Source organism: Caballeronia sordidicola, assembly GCF_001544455.2.
GTDB classification, from domain to species: domain Bacteria; phylum Pseudomonadota; class Gammaproteobacteria; order Burkholderiales; family Burkholderiaceae; genus Caballeronia; species Caballeronia sordidicola.
Genome location: NZ_FCOC02000019.1, coordinates 82,052 through 97,682 on the forward strand (window position 1 = coordinate 82,052; position 15,631 = coordinate 97,682).

Here is a 15,631-nt window from a genome sequence, read left to right on the forward strand (position 1 = left end):
AAAGACCGGTTGTCAGGAAGTAACTGGATGGTGCAGAATTGGGCCAACAACATCGCGCTTCAGGCCAGGGACAGGGCGACGACACTGCCCTCGCCGAGAAATTGTTGCGAGCGACGCCGTAAAGAATTGCACATATTGGAGGCAGGAATGAAAGATCTGGGTGAACTGGCAGCCTCGCTGCGCTTACCGTCCGAACCGGTGCGTACGCCGATGTTCATTGACGGCAAGGACTATTCGGGCTCAGATAGCGAATGGGTAACGCGCAAGAGTCCGGGGCATGGCGTGCCGGTGACGGCCACGACGCGGGCATCGAAGCGTGACCTGGATGTCGCCGTCGCCGCCGCGCGGCGTGCATTCGACGACGGCCGCTGGTCGCGGCTGTCGGGCGAGGCGCGTGCAGCGGTGCTGCTGAAAACGGCGCAACTGATTCGCGACAACGTGGAGACGCTGGCGTATCTCGAGACCCTCGAAAGCGGCAAGCCCATCGGCCAGTCGCGCGGCGAAGTCACTGCGGCGGCAGGGATCTGGGAATATGCGGCGGGGCTTGCCCGCGTCGTGCATGGCGACTCGCACGACACGCTCGGCCCCGACATGTTCGGTCTGGTCGTGCGGCAACCGGTCGGCGTGGTGGGCATCGTTACACCGTGGAATTTCCCGTTCTTCATTCTTTCGGAACGTTTGCCGTTTGCCTTGGCTGCGGGATGCACGGTGGTCGTCAAGCCCGCGGAACTGACGTCGACCACGACGCTCAAGCTCGCCGCGTTGCTCACCGAGGCAGGCCTGCCCGATGGCGTGGTCAACGTGGTGACGGGGCTCGGTTCGGTGGTCGGCCAGGCACTCGCCGAACACATGGACGTCGACATGATTTCATTCACCGGCTCGACGCCCGTGGGCCGCTCGGTGCTCGCGGCCGCTGGCGGCAACATGAAAAAGGTCGGGCTGGAACTGGGCGGCAAGAATCCGCAGATCGTCTTCGCCGATGCCGATCTCGACGATGCCGCCGATGCCATCGCCTTCGGCATCGCTTTCAACGCGGGGCAGTGCTGCGTGTCGGGTAGCCGCCTCGTCGTTCACCGCTCGGTCGAAGAAGAACTGGTCGAACGCGTGAAGGCGGTACTTGGAAAGGTGCGTGTCGGCGATCCGCTCGACGCGTCCAACCACGTCGGCGCCATCGTCGAAGCGCGGCAGTTCGACAAGATTCGCGGCTTCATCGACGCCGGCACGCGCGATGGTGCGCAACTCGTCTGCGGCGGCACTTCCAGCAATGAAGGCGAGCGCTTCTTTATTCAGCCGACGGTGTTCCGCAACGTGCATCCGTGCAGCACACTCGCCCAGGAAGAAATTTTTGGGCCGGTGCTCTCGGTCACCGCCTTCGATACCTTCGAGCAGGCCATCCAGTTGGCGAATGGCGTGCCGTACGGCCTCGCGGCAAGCATCTGGACTCGCGACCTGCAAGGCGCATTCAAGAGCTTGCTCGAGGTGCAGGCCGGGCGCATCTGGATCAACTGCACGATCACGGGCGGTCCCGAACTGCCGATCGGCGGTGTCAAGCAATCGGGCATCGGTCGCGAGACGGGGCGCTATGGCGTCGAGGAGTACACGGAACTCAAGTCCGTGCATGTTCAACTCGGCAACCGGCCACGCTGGATCGCGTAAGGCCATTTTTCAACGAAAGCGGTCGCTGAGAACCGCGCGCAACGGTTGGGCCACACGGAAATGCGCGGCCGCGGAACGCAGAATCGGAGACAGCAATGTATGACTATGTGATCGTGGGTGGTGGCCCGGCAGGCTGCGCGTTGGCAGCACGTCTGAGTGAAGACGCAAGCAACCGGGTACTGTTGCTCGAGGCCGGTCCCGCTGATACGAATCCCTACATCCATATGCCCGTCGGCTTCTTCAAGATGACGGGTGGCCCGTTGACATGGGGCTATCGCACCGCGGCGGCAGCCGAGACACAACGCCGCCAGATTCCGTTCGCGCAGGGCCGTGTGCTCGGTGGCGGCAGTTCGATCAATGCGATGGTTTATACGCGCGGCCAGCCGTCCGATTACGACGCCTGGGAGCGCGACGGTTGCACAGGCTGGGGCTTTCGCGACGGCGTGCTGCCCTATCTGCGTCGGATGGAAGACAACGAGCGCCTGTGCAACGAGTATCACGGCGTCGGCGGTCCGCTCGGCGTGTCCGACCTCATCACCGTCAATGAACTCACCAAGGCTTTCGTCCGCGCGGGTCAGGAAGCCGGCCTGCCGTACAACAGCGACTTCAACGGCGCGCAACAGGAAGGCGTCGGCGTGTATCAGGTCACGCAGCGCAATGGGCGGCGTTGCAGTGCCGCAGTGGGCTATCTTCGGGACGCGCGCGCTCGCAGCAACCTGACGGTGAAGACGAATTGCCTGGTGTCACGCATCGTGATCGAGAAGGGGCGCGCGGTGGGTGTCGAGTTCGCCGACCAGCACTCGCGGACGAACGTTGTCGTTGCGCGGGCCGAGCGCGAAGTGATCGTGACGGCGGGTGCGATCGGTTCTCCCAAGTTACTGATGCTCTCCGGCATTGGCCGACCCGCGGCCTTGGAGCGCGCGGGCGTCAAGCCGTTGCATTCGCTCAATGGCGTCGGTGAGAACCTGCAGGATCATTTCGACATTGATATCGTGTACGAGCTCAACGGCCACTATAGCCTCGACAAGTACGCGAAGAAGCACATGATGCTGCTCGCCGGCCTCGAATACAAAATCTTCAACAAGGGTCCGGTCACGTCGAACATCGCCGAGGGCGGGGCGTTCTGGTATTCCGATAGCAGCGTGCCGACGCCCGATCTGCAGTTCCACTTCCTGCCTGGAGCCGGCGTCGAGGCCGGCGTGCCGCCTGTTCCGTCAGGTTCGGGTTGCACGCTCAATTCATATTTCCTGCGCCCGAGAAGCCGTGGCAGCGTAATGCTGCACAGCGCGGACCCCGCCGATGCGCCCGTCATCGACCCCGCTTATATCCGCGATCCCTATGACCTGAAGGTCGCTGTGGAAGGCATTCGTCAAAGCCGCGAAATCATGACGCAGAACGCGCTGCGCAAGTTCATCAAAAGCGAACACTTCCCTGGCGGCACTGTGCGCACGCAGACGCAATACGAAGAGTACGCGCAGCAATACGGGCGCACCGGGTATCACCCGGTTGGTACCTGCAAGATGGGTGTGGACGACATGTCCGTGGTCGATCCGCAGTTGCGGGTACACGGCATCGAAGGTCTGCGCGTCGCGGATTCATCCGTCATGCCACGCATCGTCAGTTCGAACACCAATGCGCCGACACTGATGATCGCGGAGAAAGCGTCGGACCTGATTCGCGGGCGCGTAGTGGCGCAGGCGCCGGCGGCAGGCCAGTTGGCCAGCTATTCCGGCCGGGCAGTGCCCGTTGCCGCCGCGACGCTGGCGTAGGGTTGGGCCGCACGGCCTGAGAGGGAGAGTTCTGGTATCGAACTCCATAACAATGAGTAACTATCTATATATTTATTGGAAGGAGACATCATGTCCAAACACGATCAACACTCGGCTCTTTCACGCCGTGACTTCATCAAGCTCGGTGCAGGGGCGGCTTTTGCCATGGTTGGCAGCAGTGTTTCGGGTTTATCGCTCGGTGCGGGCCAGACCACCCTGGCCTGCTCGTTCCGGTCGCTAACGAACCCGTATCACGCGGCCTTCAACAAGGGCGCGCAAAGCTTCGCGGCAAGCGTCGGCTTGCCATATGTGCCGCTCACCACTGAAGGAAGCTCCGAGAAAGGCATCGCGGATATTCGCGCACTGCTGCAACGAACGGGCGGCAATCTCGTGCTCAACGTCGATCCGAATGATTCCGCCGATGCGCGCGTGATCGTCGAGGCCTGCTCGAAAGCGGGCGCGTTCGTCACGACTATCTGGAACAAGCCGAAGGATCTGCATCCGTGGGACGTGAACCCGAACTATGTAGCCCATCTTTCCTATGACGGCGTCGCGTACGGTGAAGAAACCGCCACGCAGCTGTTCAAGCAGATGGGCGGCAAGGGAGGCGTCGTCGCGCTTGGCGGCATTTTCAGCAACGTGCCGGCGATCGAGCGTAAGGCCGGGCTCGACGCAGCGCTGAAGAAGTTTCCTGGCATCCAGCTGCTCGATTTCCAGGTCGCGGACTGGAACTCGCAAAAGGCGTTTCCGATCATGCAGGCGTGGATGACGCGATTCAACTCGAAGATCAAAGGCGTGTGGGCCGCGAACGACGACATGGCGCTTGGCGCGATCGAGGCACTGCGCGCCGAAGGTCTCGCAGGCCAGATGCCCGTGACGGGCATGGACGGCACGCCACCCGGTCTGAGCGCGATCAAGGCCGGTGAGCTGGTCGCTTCCGTCGACTGGGATCCGTACTGGCTGGGTGGCATCGGTCTCGCAATGGGTCTCCAGGCGAAGGAGAAAAAGATCGCCGTGGCAGCGCTGCCTAAAGACCGGCGCGAGTCCTATTGCAAGGCAACGTTCGTGACCAAGGCGAATGTCCAGGACGTGCTGAAGCGCGCGGCTGCGCCTGGCGGTGATTGGAACAATCTCTATGCCCGCGTCGCGGGTCCAGTGGTGTATCGATGAACAAACTGACCGTAGCGCCCACCCGGCAGGCCATGCCTACAAAAACAACCGGGACCCTGATCGTATCGAAGCAGGCATTAGTGCGACGATTTGCACCGCTCCTCGTGCTGGTGGCGCTCGGTCTTTGCATCGGCGCGTTGAACCGCGACTTCTTCGATCCGATGAATTTGTCGCGGATTGCGATAGGTGCAGCGATTCCTCTCACCATCGCACTCGGTGCCGCGTTCGTGATTCAGCTCGGCAGCATCGACCTGTCGGCCGAAGGCATCGTCGCGGTCGCAGCGATTGCGGTATCGATGCTGGTCGAGAACTCGTACAACGACAACCACTTCGGGCTGTGGGTGCTGGCCGTGGCGATTGCCGCAGGTACCGCGCTGGGTCTTGCCAACGGCGTGCTGCACGTGTTTCTGCGCATTCCGTCGTTCATCACGACACTGGCGATCGGCTTCGTCGCAACGGGGATCGGTACGGCGTGGCTGTCGGGGAACACGATCCGTGTGAGCGACCCTTCGCTGCGCGCCATCTCGATTACGCGCTATCTGGGTCTGCCTCTGTCGGTCTGGATCGCGATATCGATGCTCGGGATTGCGTGGTTTGTCTACAAACACACACTGCTCGGCCGACACACGCTCGCAATCGGTGGCGGGGAGGATCTCGCGCGGCTAAGTGGGGTGCGGGTATCGCGCGTGCGCATCGCGGTGTTCGCGCTGGCAGGCGCTTTCTATGGCGTGGCGGGCATCCTCGCTGTTGCGCAATACGGGCAGGGACACGCACGCATTGCCGATGGTCAGTTGTTCGTTGCGATTACCGCAATCGTAGTGGGCGGTACTTCGCTCGCAGGCGGCAATGGCAGCCCGATGAACACATTGATCGGCACGCTGATCGTAATTGTGCTCGGCAACGGCATGGTGCTGCTCGGTGTGCCTCCCTACGTGCAACAGGGCATCCAGGGTGTATTGATCATCGCGGCCGTGACCCTCGCGCTCAATCGCTCGCGCCGGCGCATCGTCAAATGAGCGTGAGGAGAACAGACATGCTTTCACTGAAGAACGTCACCAAGCGCTTTCCTGGTGTGCTCGCCCTGGACGACGTATCGATTGAAGTCAGGCCGAATGAAATCGTCGGTCTGATTGGCGAAAACGGCGCGGGAAAATCCACGATGATGAAGCTCCTGACGGGCGCATACCGCCAGGACACGGGCGAGATCGAGCTTGGCGGCAAGCCGCTCGTGATCCGCAATCCGCGCGACGCGACGTCCAAGGGCATCGCGATGGTCTATCAGGAGCAATCGATCCTGCCGAATCTGACCGTCGCCGAGAACCTGTTCCTCGGTCGCGAAGAAGACTTCGTCACCTTCGGCCGGATGAACTGGGCAAAGCTCAAGCGGGCCGCGAAGAAGGAACTCGCCACGGTTCATCTGGACGTCGATCCGCTGACGCTGTGCGAGGACCTGTCGTTCGGTCAGCGACAGATGGTGGAACTCGCGCGAGCCTTGTCGCTTGCGAGCCGCACGGGCGGCACGCCGATCATCCTGCTCGACGAGCCGACCTCTGTGCTCGAGGCCGGGGAGATCGACATCCTGTTCGGACTGGTGCGTGAACTCAAGTCGCGCGCGTCGTTCGTGTTCGTATCGCACCGGCTCGATGAACTGCTGTCGCTCAGCGACCGCGTGTATGTGATGAAAGATGGGAAGGTGGTGTCGGAGATGTCGTCGGGCAATGCGTCGGTGACGAAGCTCCACGAACTGATGGTCGGCCGGTCCCTGCACAGCGAGTACTACCGCGAGAACCTGCAAAAGCCTTGCCGCGCGGAGGTCGCACTGTCGGTGCGCCACGCGTCGCTGGGGCAGGTGCTCAACGACGTTTCCTTCGATGTCCATTGCGGCGAAGTGTTCGGCGTCGCGGGCGTGGTCGGGTCCGGGCGCGAGGAGCTGTGCCGGATCATTGCGGGGCTGGAAAAGCTCGACGCGGGGGAAGTGATGGTGGGTACGACCCGTCTGAAGCCGCAGGCCAATCATGCCGTCGCGCTTGGCATTGGGTACGTTCCGCGTGAGCGGAAGGTCGAAGGGCTCGTCACCCAGATGAGCGTCGCGCAAAACCTCACGCTGCCTCGCCTGAGCGCCGTCAGTCGTGGCGGCGTCGTGCGCAAGGCGAGCGAACGCGCGCTTGCCAACGAATGGATCCAGCGGCTACACATCAAGACGCCAGGACCTGATGCATCCTGCCGTAACCTGTCGGGCGGCAACCAGCAGAAGGTGGTGCTCGCGAAATGGCGTTTCGCAGGCAGCCGGATTCTCGTGCTCGATCATCCGACGCGCGGCCTCGATGTCGGTGCAAAGGAAGAGGTCTATCAACTCATCCGCGAACTGACAGCGGAGGGTGTCGCCGTCGTGCTGACGGGCGATACGCTCGAAGAGATTCTAGGGCTCAGCCATCGCGTGATGGTCATGCGAGACGGCCATGCCGAAAAGGTCCTGCCGTGCGAGGTCGGGCATAAGCCCTCGCAGGTCGAAATTGTCGAACACATGGTCTGAGGTCAACATGCCACAACTGAACGCACTACTCGCGGCGAAGCTGCGCGACAACGCGCCCTTTTTCGCACTCATCGTGCTGTACGTGTTGATTGAAATCGCGCAGCCGAGCTTTCTGGCACCTTCGACGCAACTCGGCTTGCTCGCCGACAGTTCGACGCTGTTCATCATGGCGGCCGGCACGACCTTTGTCGTGTTGCTCGGTAGCATCGACCTGTCGCTGCAATCCGTGGCGTCACTTGCGAGCGTGATCGTGGCGATGCTGCTGCCACGTTACGGAGCGATGGCTGCTGTCGTCGCACTCGCTGCGTCGTTTGGCATTGGCCTGCTTAGCGGCTTGATCCAGACCATGCTGCGCATTCCGTCCTTCATCGCGACGCTTGCGGTGGGCGGGATTGCGTCGGCGGCTGCGTTGACGCTCTCCGGTACGCGCTCCATCGCTATCAGCGACGAGATGCGCAACGCTTCGCTCGGCTGGACCACGGGCACTTCGTTCGGTGTGCCGCATGAAATCCTGCTTGGCGTCGCAGTGTTTGCGTTCTGTCTGTTTCTGCATCGATCGACGGTATTCGGCCGCCACGCTGACGCGATCGGTGCCGGCGAGCCTGCGGCGATCGCTTCGGGTGTGCGCGTCTGGGTGACCAAATGCCTGGTGTTCGGCACGTCGTCTTTCTTTGCCGGGCTTGCGGGTGTCGTCATGGCAGGCCGGCTGGGCAGCGGTTCGCCAACGCTGGCAGATCAGTTCCTGCTTCCCGCCATCGCCGCAGTGATCGTCGGCGGGACGGCGCTGACGGGTGGCGCGGGCGGAATCGGCAGGACCCTGGTGGGTGCGCTCCTCGTGTCGGTCGCGCGCGTGGGCATGACATTCGTTGGCATTAGCGTGTTCGCGCAGCAGATCGTGTTCGGACTGATCCTGATCGTCGCGGTGACGGTGGCGTTCGATCGTTCGAAGGTGCTGGTTATCAAGTGAGATTCGACCCGGCCCGTTGCGCGCCGGCTCTTGTTGAAGGAAGAGGTTGCACATGAAAATTCTGGTCACGGTCAAAAGAGTGGTCGATTACAACGTCAAGGTTCGCGTGAAGTCGGATGGAAGCGGCGTCGATATCGCGAACGTGAAGATGTCGATGAATCCGTTCGACGAGATCGCCGTTGAAGAAGCGGTTCGCCTGAAGGAAGCGGGCGTGGCGACGGAAGTCGTTGCGGTGTCGTGCGGCGCGACGCAGTGTCAGGAGACGCTGCGCACGGCGCTAGCCATTGGAGCGGATCGCGGGATTCTCGTTGAGTCGACGGAAGAATTGCAGCCACTCGCGGTCGCGAAGATTCTCAAGGCGCTTGTCGACAAGGAACAGCCGCAACTGGTGATTCTCGGCAAGCAGGCCATCGACAACGATTCGAATCAGACGGGTCAAATGCTGGCCGCGTTGGCTGGCTTGCCGCAGGCGACGTTTGCATCGAAGGTCGTGGTTGCGGACGGCAAAGCTACGGTGTCGCGTGAAGTCGATGGCGGCGCGGAAACGCTCTCGCTCAAGCTGCCTGCAGTCGTCACCACTGATCTGCGTCTGAATGAGCCGCGCTACGTTACGCTGCCGAACATCATGAAGGCGAAGAAGAAGCCATTGGAGACGCTGAAACCTGCCGATCTCGGCGTCGATGTCGCACCGCGCCTGAAGACGGTGAAAGTCGCCGAGCCGCCGAAGCGCTCCGCCGGCGTGATGGTGCCGGACGTGAAGGCGCTGGTCGAGAAGCTCAGGAACGAAGCCAAAGTACTCTAAGGACGGTTGAAATGACGATTCTGGTAATTGCAGAACACGACAACGCATCGATCAAGGCCGCAACGCTGAACACGGTTGCCGCTGCGTCGAAGATCGGCGGTGATATTCACGTGCTGGTTGCGGGTTGGAATGCGCAGGGCGCAGCCGACGTCGCCGCGAAGATCGCGGGCGTTTCCAAAGTGCTGCTCGCCGACGCGCCGCAACTCGCCGACGGACTGGCTGAGAACATCGAAGGCACGGTGCTGAATATCGCGAGGGACTATTCGCATATCTTGGCGCCCGCTACCGCTTACGGCAAGAATATCGCGCCGCGCATTGCGGCGCATCTCGACGTCGCGCAAGTCAGCGACATCACGGCTGTGGATAGCGCCGATACATTCGAGCGCCCCATCTACGCTGGCAACGCGATCGCGACAGTGCAATCGGGCGATCCCGTCAAGGTCATCACCGTGCGTACGACGGGCTTCGATCCCGTGGCGACCGAAGGCGGCAGCGCGTCGATCGAGAAAATCCAAGCCGCTGCGGACGCTGGAATGTCCGCGTTCGTGAACCGCGAATTGACCAAGCTCGACCGGCCGGAACTGACATCGGCTTCCGTCATCGTGTCGGGTGGCCGTGGACTGGGGAACGGCGAGAACTACACGAAGGTGCTCGAACCCCTGGCGGACAAACTCGGTGCGGCGTTGGGCGCGTCGCGTGCCGCCGTAGATGCGGGCTTCGTTCCGAATGACTATCAGGTCGGCCAGACGGGCAAGATCGTCGCGCCGCAGTTGTACGTGGCCGTCGGCATTTCCGGCGCGATCCAGCATCTGGCCGGCATGAAAGACAGCAAGGTCATCGTCGCCATCAACAAGGATCCAGAAGCGCCGATCTTCAGCGTCGCCGACTATGGTCTGGCTCAGGATCTGTTCGAAGCCGTGCCAGAGTTGACGGCGCTTATCTGAAGTAGCTTCGTAGAGGACGTACCGATGCGTAAAAGTCGAATTGCGATCGTTGGCACCGGTCTGGCCGCAACACCTCACGCGCTTGCACTAAACGAGCTGAACGACGAAGTGGAGGTGGTGGGCGTAGTCGGCCGGTCGGCCGAACGGCTGGAGCGCTTCGCCAACACGTATGGCTTCCCGATTGCCAGCTCGTTCAACGCCGTATTGGATGATGCACGTGTCGATGCCGTTCTGGTGCTGACGCCGCCGCACACGCATCTCGAACTCGTCGAGCAGGCCGCTGCCGCGCGCAAGCATGTACTGCTTGAAAAGCCGCTCGACATATCGATGCCTCGCGCAGAACGCGCGGTCGAGGTCTGTCGCAAGGCCGGTGTTCAACTCGGTGTGGTCTTCCAGAATCGCTTTCGTCCCGCTATTGGGCGGCTTGCAACGCTCGCGAAGAGCGGCGCACTGGGCGCCATCGCCTATGCCGGGGTCGATCTGCGCTGGTGGCGGCCCCAGTCCTACTACGACGAGCCCGGTCGCGGGACGTATGCCCGCGATGGGGGCGGCGTGCTGCTGACGCAGGCCATTCATTCGCTCGACATTCTGATGTGGCTGGCGGGAGACGTATCAACGGTAGTCGGTGCAACGGCAACAACAGCTTTGCATTCGATGGAAGCAGAAGACTTCGCGAGCGCCACACTCACGTTCGAAAGCGGCGCCGCCGGTCACGTGCTTGCGACGACGGCGGCGTATCCAGGTTTTCCTGAGCGAATTGAGCTGATCGGCACCAATGGGACAGCGGTTCTCGAAGGGGGACATCTGCGCGCGTTTTTCCACGATGGTCGTGTCGATGAATTTCATGATCCTTCGTCGTCGGGATTTGGCGCAAAGCCGATGGACTTTTCCCATACGGCCCATCGCGATTTGCTGAAGGATTTTCTACGCGCGATTCGCGAGGACCGCACCCCTTTGGTAACCGGCGACGATGCGCTGCGCGTGCAGCGTCTGATCGAACGCATTACCGCACAGACAGGACGCCGCCCGTGACGCACATCGATGGAGAAACACGGATCGTTGCCATTCTGGGCGACCCCATCGCGCAGGCAAAGTCGCCGCAACTCTTCAATGCTTTCTTCGAACGGCACGGCGTGAATGCGGCCCTCGTACCGTTTCACGTGCCCGCTGCGAACCTTGGCCTTGTGCTCGATGGGCTGCATGGCATCGCCAACCTGGCCGGTGTGGTCGTGACGGTGCCGCACAAGCTCCAGGCGACCGCTTACGCGGCGCGATTGTCGGAAGCGGCGCAGCAAACTGGCGCGGTCAACTGTCTACGGCGCGAAGCCGACGGTTCCTGGACGGGCGCGATGTTCGACGGTGCCGGCTTCGTGAAAGGCCTGCTTGGTCGTGCGCATGTGGTTCGCGGCAAATCGGCGCTGATTGTCGGTACAGGCGGCGCGGGTGTGGCAGTCGCGCATGCGCTGATCGACGCGGGTATCGCATCGCTCGATCTCTTCGACAGCAATGCAACGTCGTTGCAGCGGCTCACGCAGGCATTACAGGGGCGCGGGAGCGGCGTGGTCGTCGGAGAGAGTGCGGCGCGCGCTCGGGCCGGTCACGATTTCGTCGTCAACGCGACGCCATGTGGCATGCGCGCTGGCGATCCACTTCCGATCGACCTCGGCGATGCTGGTCCGCATGCCGTCATCGCCGACCTGATCATGAAGCCGGCACAAACGCGCCTGCTGGAAGAAGCGGAAGCCCGAGGTTTAGCCACTCATCCGGGGCGGCATCTGCTCGAAAGCTCGGTCGAAGAGATGGTGGCGTTTCTAGGTCTGCTTGCGCAATCGCAAGAATGTTCAACAGCCGCCTGCAAGGCAGAGATCGAATCTCAGTAAGGCGGCGAAAAGGCTTCGGGAAAACCCCCTTTGATTGCTCCAGGATCGGGACATAGTATGAGTCGTAAGTAACTATCCGGTGGGTTATGAAATAAGTCCGGAGATAGCCGACTTTCCTTCGCAACGAGTTGCATCGGACCAGACCACGCGCGAAAGCGCCGACTCTGGTCGACAGGAGACAACGATGAATCCAGCAGAAAAGCGCACATGGCCGCGCTCGGGACTCGAAACAACGCTAATGGGCTTCGGCGCCGCGCCGATCGGCAACATCTTCCGGCCGATCACGGAGGAGGATTCCGCGGCCCTGATCAAGGCCGCCTGGGGCGCCGGCGTGCGGTATTTCGACACGGCTCCCATGTACGGCCATGGTTTGAGCGAAGCTCGCTGTGGGCAGGGGTTGCGCTGGTATCCGCGCGACCAATATGTGCTGTCGACGAAGGTGGGACGGCTTCTCAAGCCTCGCAAGCGCGCGGAAATTGACTTTACGCCGTGGGTCGACGGCCTGCCGTTCGAAATGAAGTTCGACTACAGCTACGACGGTGTCATGCGGTCGATCGAGGACAGCCTGCAGCGACTGGCGTTGGAGCACATCGACATCGCACTGATCCACGACATCGACAGCTATACGCACGAAGACAGGCAGCCGGAAATGTTCGAGGCGGCCATGTCGGGCGCGGCGAAGGCGCTGCTGAAGTTGCGCGACGAAGGCGTCGTGAAGGCGGTAGGCGTGGGCGTGAACGAATGGCAGGTTGCGCATGAGGCCATCAAATGCAACGACTTCGACTGTCTGCTGCTCGCCGGACGTTACACGCTGCTCGAGCAGGACGCGCTCGATGGCTTCCTGCCTCTGTGTGAGGAGCGGCAGGTGTCGGTCATCCTGGGTGGCGGCTACAACAGCGGCATCCTCGCGACGGGCGCGGTTCCCAGCGCGAAATACAACTATTCGGCCGCGCCCGATACGGTTCTCGAACGGGTACGCAAGATCGAGGAAGTGTGTCGGGAATACTCGGTGCCTTTGAAAGCGGCGGCGCTGCAGTTCGTCCTCGCCCACCCGGCAATACCCACCAACATTCCCGGCGTGCGCACGGTCGCCCAACTGGAAGACAACCTGCAAACGTTCCGGGCACAGATCCCGTCAGCTTTCTGGGCCGAACTGAAGCGTCGTGAGCTGATCCGGCAGGATGCGCCCACTCCTCAATAGCGGTTCGTCGCCAACCCGCAATCGGGTAGCAAAGAACGTCTCACGGGTTCCGCGCCCGCCTCCTCCACCGCGCGATTGCGTGGCGGATGGGACAGGTCGTGCCCGCGTTTCAATGTCAGGGAGAAGTCATGAAAGCTGCTGTACTTGTTGCTCCGATGCAGTTCGAGCTGCGCGACGTGCCTGTTCCCGAATGCGGCGCGTCCGATGTGCTCATAAAGGTCGAGCGCTGCGGGATTTGCGGAACCGATTTGCACATCTATCACGGCAACTACTCAAGCGACCGTCTGCCGTTGATTCCGGGACACGAGTTCTCCGGGACGATCGCCGAAGTTGGCTCAGCCGTTAAAGGGCTAAAGGTCGGTCAGGCGGTCACCGCAGACATCAATCTCGGTTGCCGTAGCTGCTTCTATTGCCGCAAGAACGAGATTCTCAACTGCACGCAGATGGTTCAGCTCGGCATCCATGTGAATGGCGGCATGGCCGAGTACGTGCGCGTGCCGGCCTATGCGGTCGTCCCGTTGCCCGCGGCGATGCCCGTTGAAGAAGGCGCGATGGTCGAGCCGCTTTCGTGCATCGTGCGCGCGTTTCGCAAGGGCCATCTGCGGCTTGCCGAGAGTGTGCTGGTCATCGGCGCGGGACCGATCGGCCAGATGCATATGCAGCTCGCCGTCCGTGCGGGCGCGGCGCCTGTCATTGTCGTCGAGCCGAATGAGCAGCGGGCGCGACTCGCAAAAGAACTGGGCGCGGATATGGTCGTGACCGACCCCGCCCAGCTCGAGGCCACGGTGCGCGGCGCAACCAATGGACGCGGCGTCGATGTCGCGATTGAAAGCGTCGGTTCCACCGAACTATACGAAAAGGCATTCACGCTGATCCGTCCTGGCGGCCGCGTGATTGCGTTCGGACTCGCCAAGCCGGGTCATACGTTCAGGATTTCCGCGCTCGACTTCGTGCTGCGCGAGCAGGGCGTGCAAGGCAGTGTCGCCGGTATGGGCGACGACATGCACGAGGCCGCGACCCTGCTCGGCTACAGGCGTGTGAACGTTACGCCGTTTCTCACCACGATCTATCGACTCGATGACGTTCAGGCGGCGTTCAAGCGCCTTGCCGAAGACAGGAACGTATTGAAGATCCAGTTGCAGGTCGCATGAATTGCCCGGGCCGCCGCAGCGGTTCGAAGTCGTGTCAACGCGGTGTCGTTTCTCTCAGCAGAGGCAGTCCATGAAAGCTCTTGAAGTGAAGGGAATCAGCAAGTCCTACCCCGGTGTACGAGCGCTGGATCGCATCGAGTTTTCATGCAGCCGTGGATCCGTGCATGCGCTGGTTGGAGAAAACGGTGCGGGCAAATCAACCCTAATCAAGATTCTGAGCGGCGCCACTGCTCCCGATGAGGGCGAACTGTTACTCGACGGCAAATCCTACTCACCGGCATCGCCGAGCGAAGCAGCGACGGTGGGCGTATCGACGATTTATCAGGAGTTCAACCTGATCCCCGGCTTGAGTGTTGCCGAGAATATTTTTCTGGGCCGTGAACGGATCAGTGGGGGCTTCCTCGATGCCGCGTCCATGCGCAGCGAAGCGAAGGCGCTGCTCGCGCGCATCGGTGCACCGATCGACGTGCGTCGGCGTGTCGGCACGCTCTCGGTAGCTGAGCAGCAACTCGTCGAGATTGCCAAGGCGCTCGCCGTCTCAGCGCGCGTGCTGATCATGGATGAACCGTCCGCGACGCTTTCCGATCGTGAGATGACCCTGCTCTATAACGTCGTGCGAACCCTGTCGCGCGATGGAGTGACGATTCTCTATGTGTCGCACCGGATGGATGAGATTTTCGACCTTTGCGACACCTGCACGATCATGAAAGACGGTCGCTCGGTCTGTACGCGTAGGGTGGCGGACCTCGATCGCGCGTCTCTGATACGACTCATGGTGGGCCGCGAAGTCGATACACGCTTTCCTGATCGGCGCGACAACGGCGACGAACCTGCTGCGCAGATCGTGCTCGATGTAAAGGCGCTGCGACTCGCGGAACGCGTAAAGGACGTCACTTTTAGCATACGTGCCGGTGAGATCGTTGGTCTCGCGGGACTCGTGGGCGCGGGACGCACGGAAGTGGCCCGTGCGATCTTCGGACTCGACGACATCGCGTCAGGCGAGATATCGCTGCGAGGGCGCGCACATCGCCCGAAGACGCCCGCCGAGGCGATCGAATCAGGCGTCGCATTGGTGCCGGAGGATCGCAAGGCTCAAGGGCTGGTGCTCGGCCTCAGCATCCGCGAGAACGCGATGCTTCCCACACTTAAGAGCATTTGTCGCTTCGGCTTCGTTAACCGCCGCCGCGAACAGTCACGAGTGGCGTCCGTGTGCCGGCAACTCGCGGTGTCGGCATCGAGCGCGGAAGTGCCCGTCGGAACTTTGTCGGGTGGCAATCAGCAGAAGGTCGTGTTCGGCAAATGGATTGCCCACGACTACACACTTCTGATTCTCGACGAACCGACGCGGGGCGTTGATGTCGGCGCGAAGGTCGAGTTCTACAGGTTGATTGACGAGATTGCCCGCTCGGGCAAGGCGGTTCTGTTGATCTCCTCGGAAATGCCTGAACTCCTGGGCATGGCGGACCGCATCGTCGCGCTGCGTGACGGCGTAGTGACGGGGGAAGCTTCCGCTCATGGCGCAACAGAAGAGTCGGTCCTTCAAATGATAGCGAGGTAA

13 protein-coding genes are annotated in these 15,631 nt (G+C 61.8%); all 13 read left to right on the top strand.

Annotation, left to right across the window (positions count from 1 at the left end; genetic code table 11):
* Positions 1–147 precede the first annotated feature (147 nt).
* A complete protein-coding gene (locus tag AWB64_RS24070; RefSeq protein ID WP_060857941.1) occupies positions 148–1,656 on the top strand; it encodes an aldehyde dehydrogenase family protein in 1,509 nt (502 codons plus the stop codon).
* Positions 1,657–1,751: 95 nt separating this feature from the next.
* On the top strand, positions 1,752–3,425 hold the full coding sequence (locus AWB64_RS24075) for a GMC family oxidoreductase (protein WP_060857942.1): 1,674 nt from the start codon (positions 1,752–1,754) through the stop codon (positions 3,423–3,425).
* Between the two features lie 90 nt (positions 3,426–3,515).
* The gene (locus AWB64_RS24080; RefSeq protein WP_060857943.1) at positions 3,516–4,595 is read left to right on the top strand and encodes a sugar ABC transporter substrate-binding protein; all 1,080 of its coding nucleotides are present in this window, start codon (positions 3,516–3,518) and stop codon (positions 4,593–4,595) included.
* Entirely contained in the window at positions 4,592–5,611 is a 1,020-nt protein-coding gene (locus AWB64_RS24085; RefSeq protein ID WP_082850618.1) for an ABC transporter permease, read from the top strand. Before AWB64_RS24080 ends, AWB64_RS24085 begins: the two co-directional genes overlap by 4 nt.
* 17 nt (positions 5,612–5,628) lie before the next feature.
* Positions 5,629–7,128, top strand: a complete 1,500-nt coding sequence (locus AWB64_RS24090) for a sugar ABC transporter ATP-binding protein (RefSeq protein WP_060857944.1) — start codon at positions 5,629–5,631, stop codon at positions 7,126–7,128.
* Positions 7,129–7,135: 7 nt separating this feature from the next.
* Positions 7,136–8,095 (top strand): ABC transporter permease, encoded by a 960-nt coding sequence (locus tag AWB64_RS24095; RefSeq protein WP_060857945.1) that lies wholly within the window; start codon positions 7,136–7,138, stop codon positions 8,093–8,095.
* A gap of 52 nt (positions 8,096–8,147) precedes the next feature.
* On the top strand, positions 8,148–8,897 hold the full coding sequence (locus AWB64_RS24100; protein WP_060857946.1) for an electron transfer flavoprotein subunit beta/FixA family protein: 750 nt from the start codon (positions 8,148–8,150) through the stop codon (positions 8,895–8,897).
* Between the two features lie 11 nt (positions 8,898–8,908).
* Positions 8,909–9,841: an electron transfer flavoprotein subunit alpha/FixB family protein gene (locus AWB64_RS24105; RefSeq protein ID WP_060857947.1), complete on the top strand. Its 933-nt coding sequence runs from the start codon at positions 8,909–8,911 to the stop codon at positions 9,839–9,841.
* Between the two features lie 24 nt (positions 9,842–9,865).
* Positions 9,866–10,873, top strand: coding sequence for a Gfo/Idh/MocA family protein (locus tag AWB64_RS24110; RefSeq protein WP_060857948.1), 1,008 nt, complete (start codon positions 9,866–9,868; stop codon positions 10,871–10,873).
* Positions 10,870–11,721, top strand: a complete 852-nt coding sequence (locus AWB64_RS24115; RefSeq protein WP_060857949.1) for a shikimate dehydrogenase family protein — start codon at positions 10,870–10,872, stop codon at positions 11,719–11,721. The genes AWB64_RS24110 and AWB64_RS24115 overlap by 4 nt, the downstream gene beginning before the upstream one ends.
* Positions 11,722–11,905: 184 nt before the next feature.
* On the top strand, positions 11,906–12,922 hold the full coding sequence (locus tag AWB64_RS24120; RefSeq protein WP_060857950.1) for an aldo/keto reductase: 1,017 nt from the start codon (positions 11,906–11,908) through the stop codon (positions 12,920–12,922).
* Between the two features lie 128 nt (positions 12,923–13,050).
* Positions 13,051–14,073, top strand: a complete 1,023-nt coding sequence (locus AWB64_RS24125) for a zinc-dependent alcohol dehydrogenase (protein WP_060857973.1) — start codon at positions 13,051–13,053, stop codon at positions 14,071–14,073.
* A 70-nt stretch (positions 14,074–14,143) separates the two neighbouring features.
* On the top strand, positions 14,144–15,631 hold the full coding sequence (locus AWB64_RS24130) for a sugar ABC transporter ATP-binding protein (RefSeq protein WP_060857951.1): 1,488 nt from the start codon (positions 14,144–14,146) through the stop codon (positions 15,629–15,631).

What these genes read in the sequence shown, in the direction of transcription:
- AWB64_RS24070 (WP_060857941.1), top strand. Translation starts at nt 148, where the DNA reads ATGAAAGATCTGGGTGAACTGGCAGCCTCGCTGCGCTTACCGTCCGAA.
- AWB64_RS24075 (WP_060857942.1), top strand. Translation starts at nt 1,752, where the DNA reads ATGTATGACTATGTGATCGTGGGTGGTGGCCCGGCAGGCTGCGCGTTG.
- AWB64_RS24080 (WP_060857943.1), top strand. Translation starts at nt 3,516, where the DNA reads ATGTCCAAACACGATCAACACTCGGCTCTTTCACGCCGTGACTTCATC.
- AWB64_RS24085 (WP_082850618.1), top strand. Translation starts at nt 4,592, where the DNA reads ATGAACAAACTGACCGTAGCGCCCACCCGGCAGGCCATGCCTACAAAA.
- AWB64_RS24090 (WP_060857944.1), top strand. Translation starts at nt 5,629, where the DNA reads ATGCTTTCACTGAAGAACGTCACCAAGCGCTTTCCTGGTGTGCTCGCC.
- AWB64_RS24095 (WP_060857945.1), top strand. Translation starts at nt 7,136, where the DNA reads ATGCCACAACTGAACGCACTACTCGCGGCGAAGCTGCGCGACAACGCG.
- AWB64_RS24100 (WP_060857946.1), top strand. Translation starts at nt 8,148, where the DNA reads ATGAAAATTCTGGTCACGGTCAAAAGAGTGGTCGATTACAACGTCAAG.
- AWB64_RS24105 (WP_060857947.1), top strand. Translation starts at nt 8,909, where the DNA reads ATGACGATTCTGGTAATTGCAGAACACGACAACGCATCGATCAAGGCC.
- AWB64_RS24110 (WP_060857948.1), top strand. Translation starts at nt 9,866, where the DNA reads ATGCGTAAAAGTCGAATTGCGATCGTTGGCACCGGTCTGGCCGCAACA.
- AWB64_RS24120 (WP_060857950.1), top strand. Translation starts at nt 11,906, where the DNA reads ATGAATCCAGCAGAAAAGCGCACATGGCCGCGCTCGGGACTCGAAACA.
- AWB64_RS24125 (WP_060857973.1), top strand. Translation starts at nt 13,051, where the DNA reads ATGAAAGCTGCTGTACTTGTTGCTCCGATGCAGTTCGAGCTGCGCGAC.
- AWB64_RS24130 (WP_060857951.1), top strand. Translation starts at nt 14,144, where the DNA reads ATGAAAGCTCTTGAAGTGAAGGGAATCAGCAAGTCCTACCCCGGTGTA.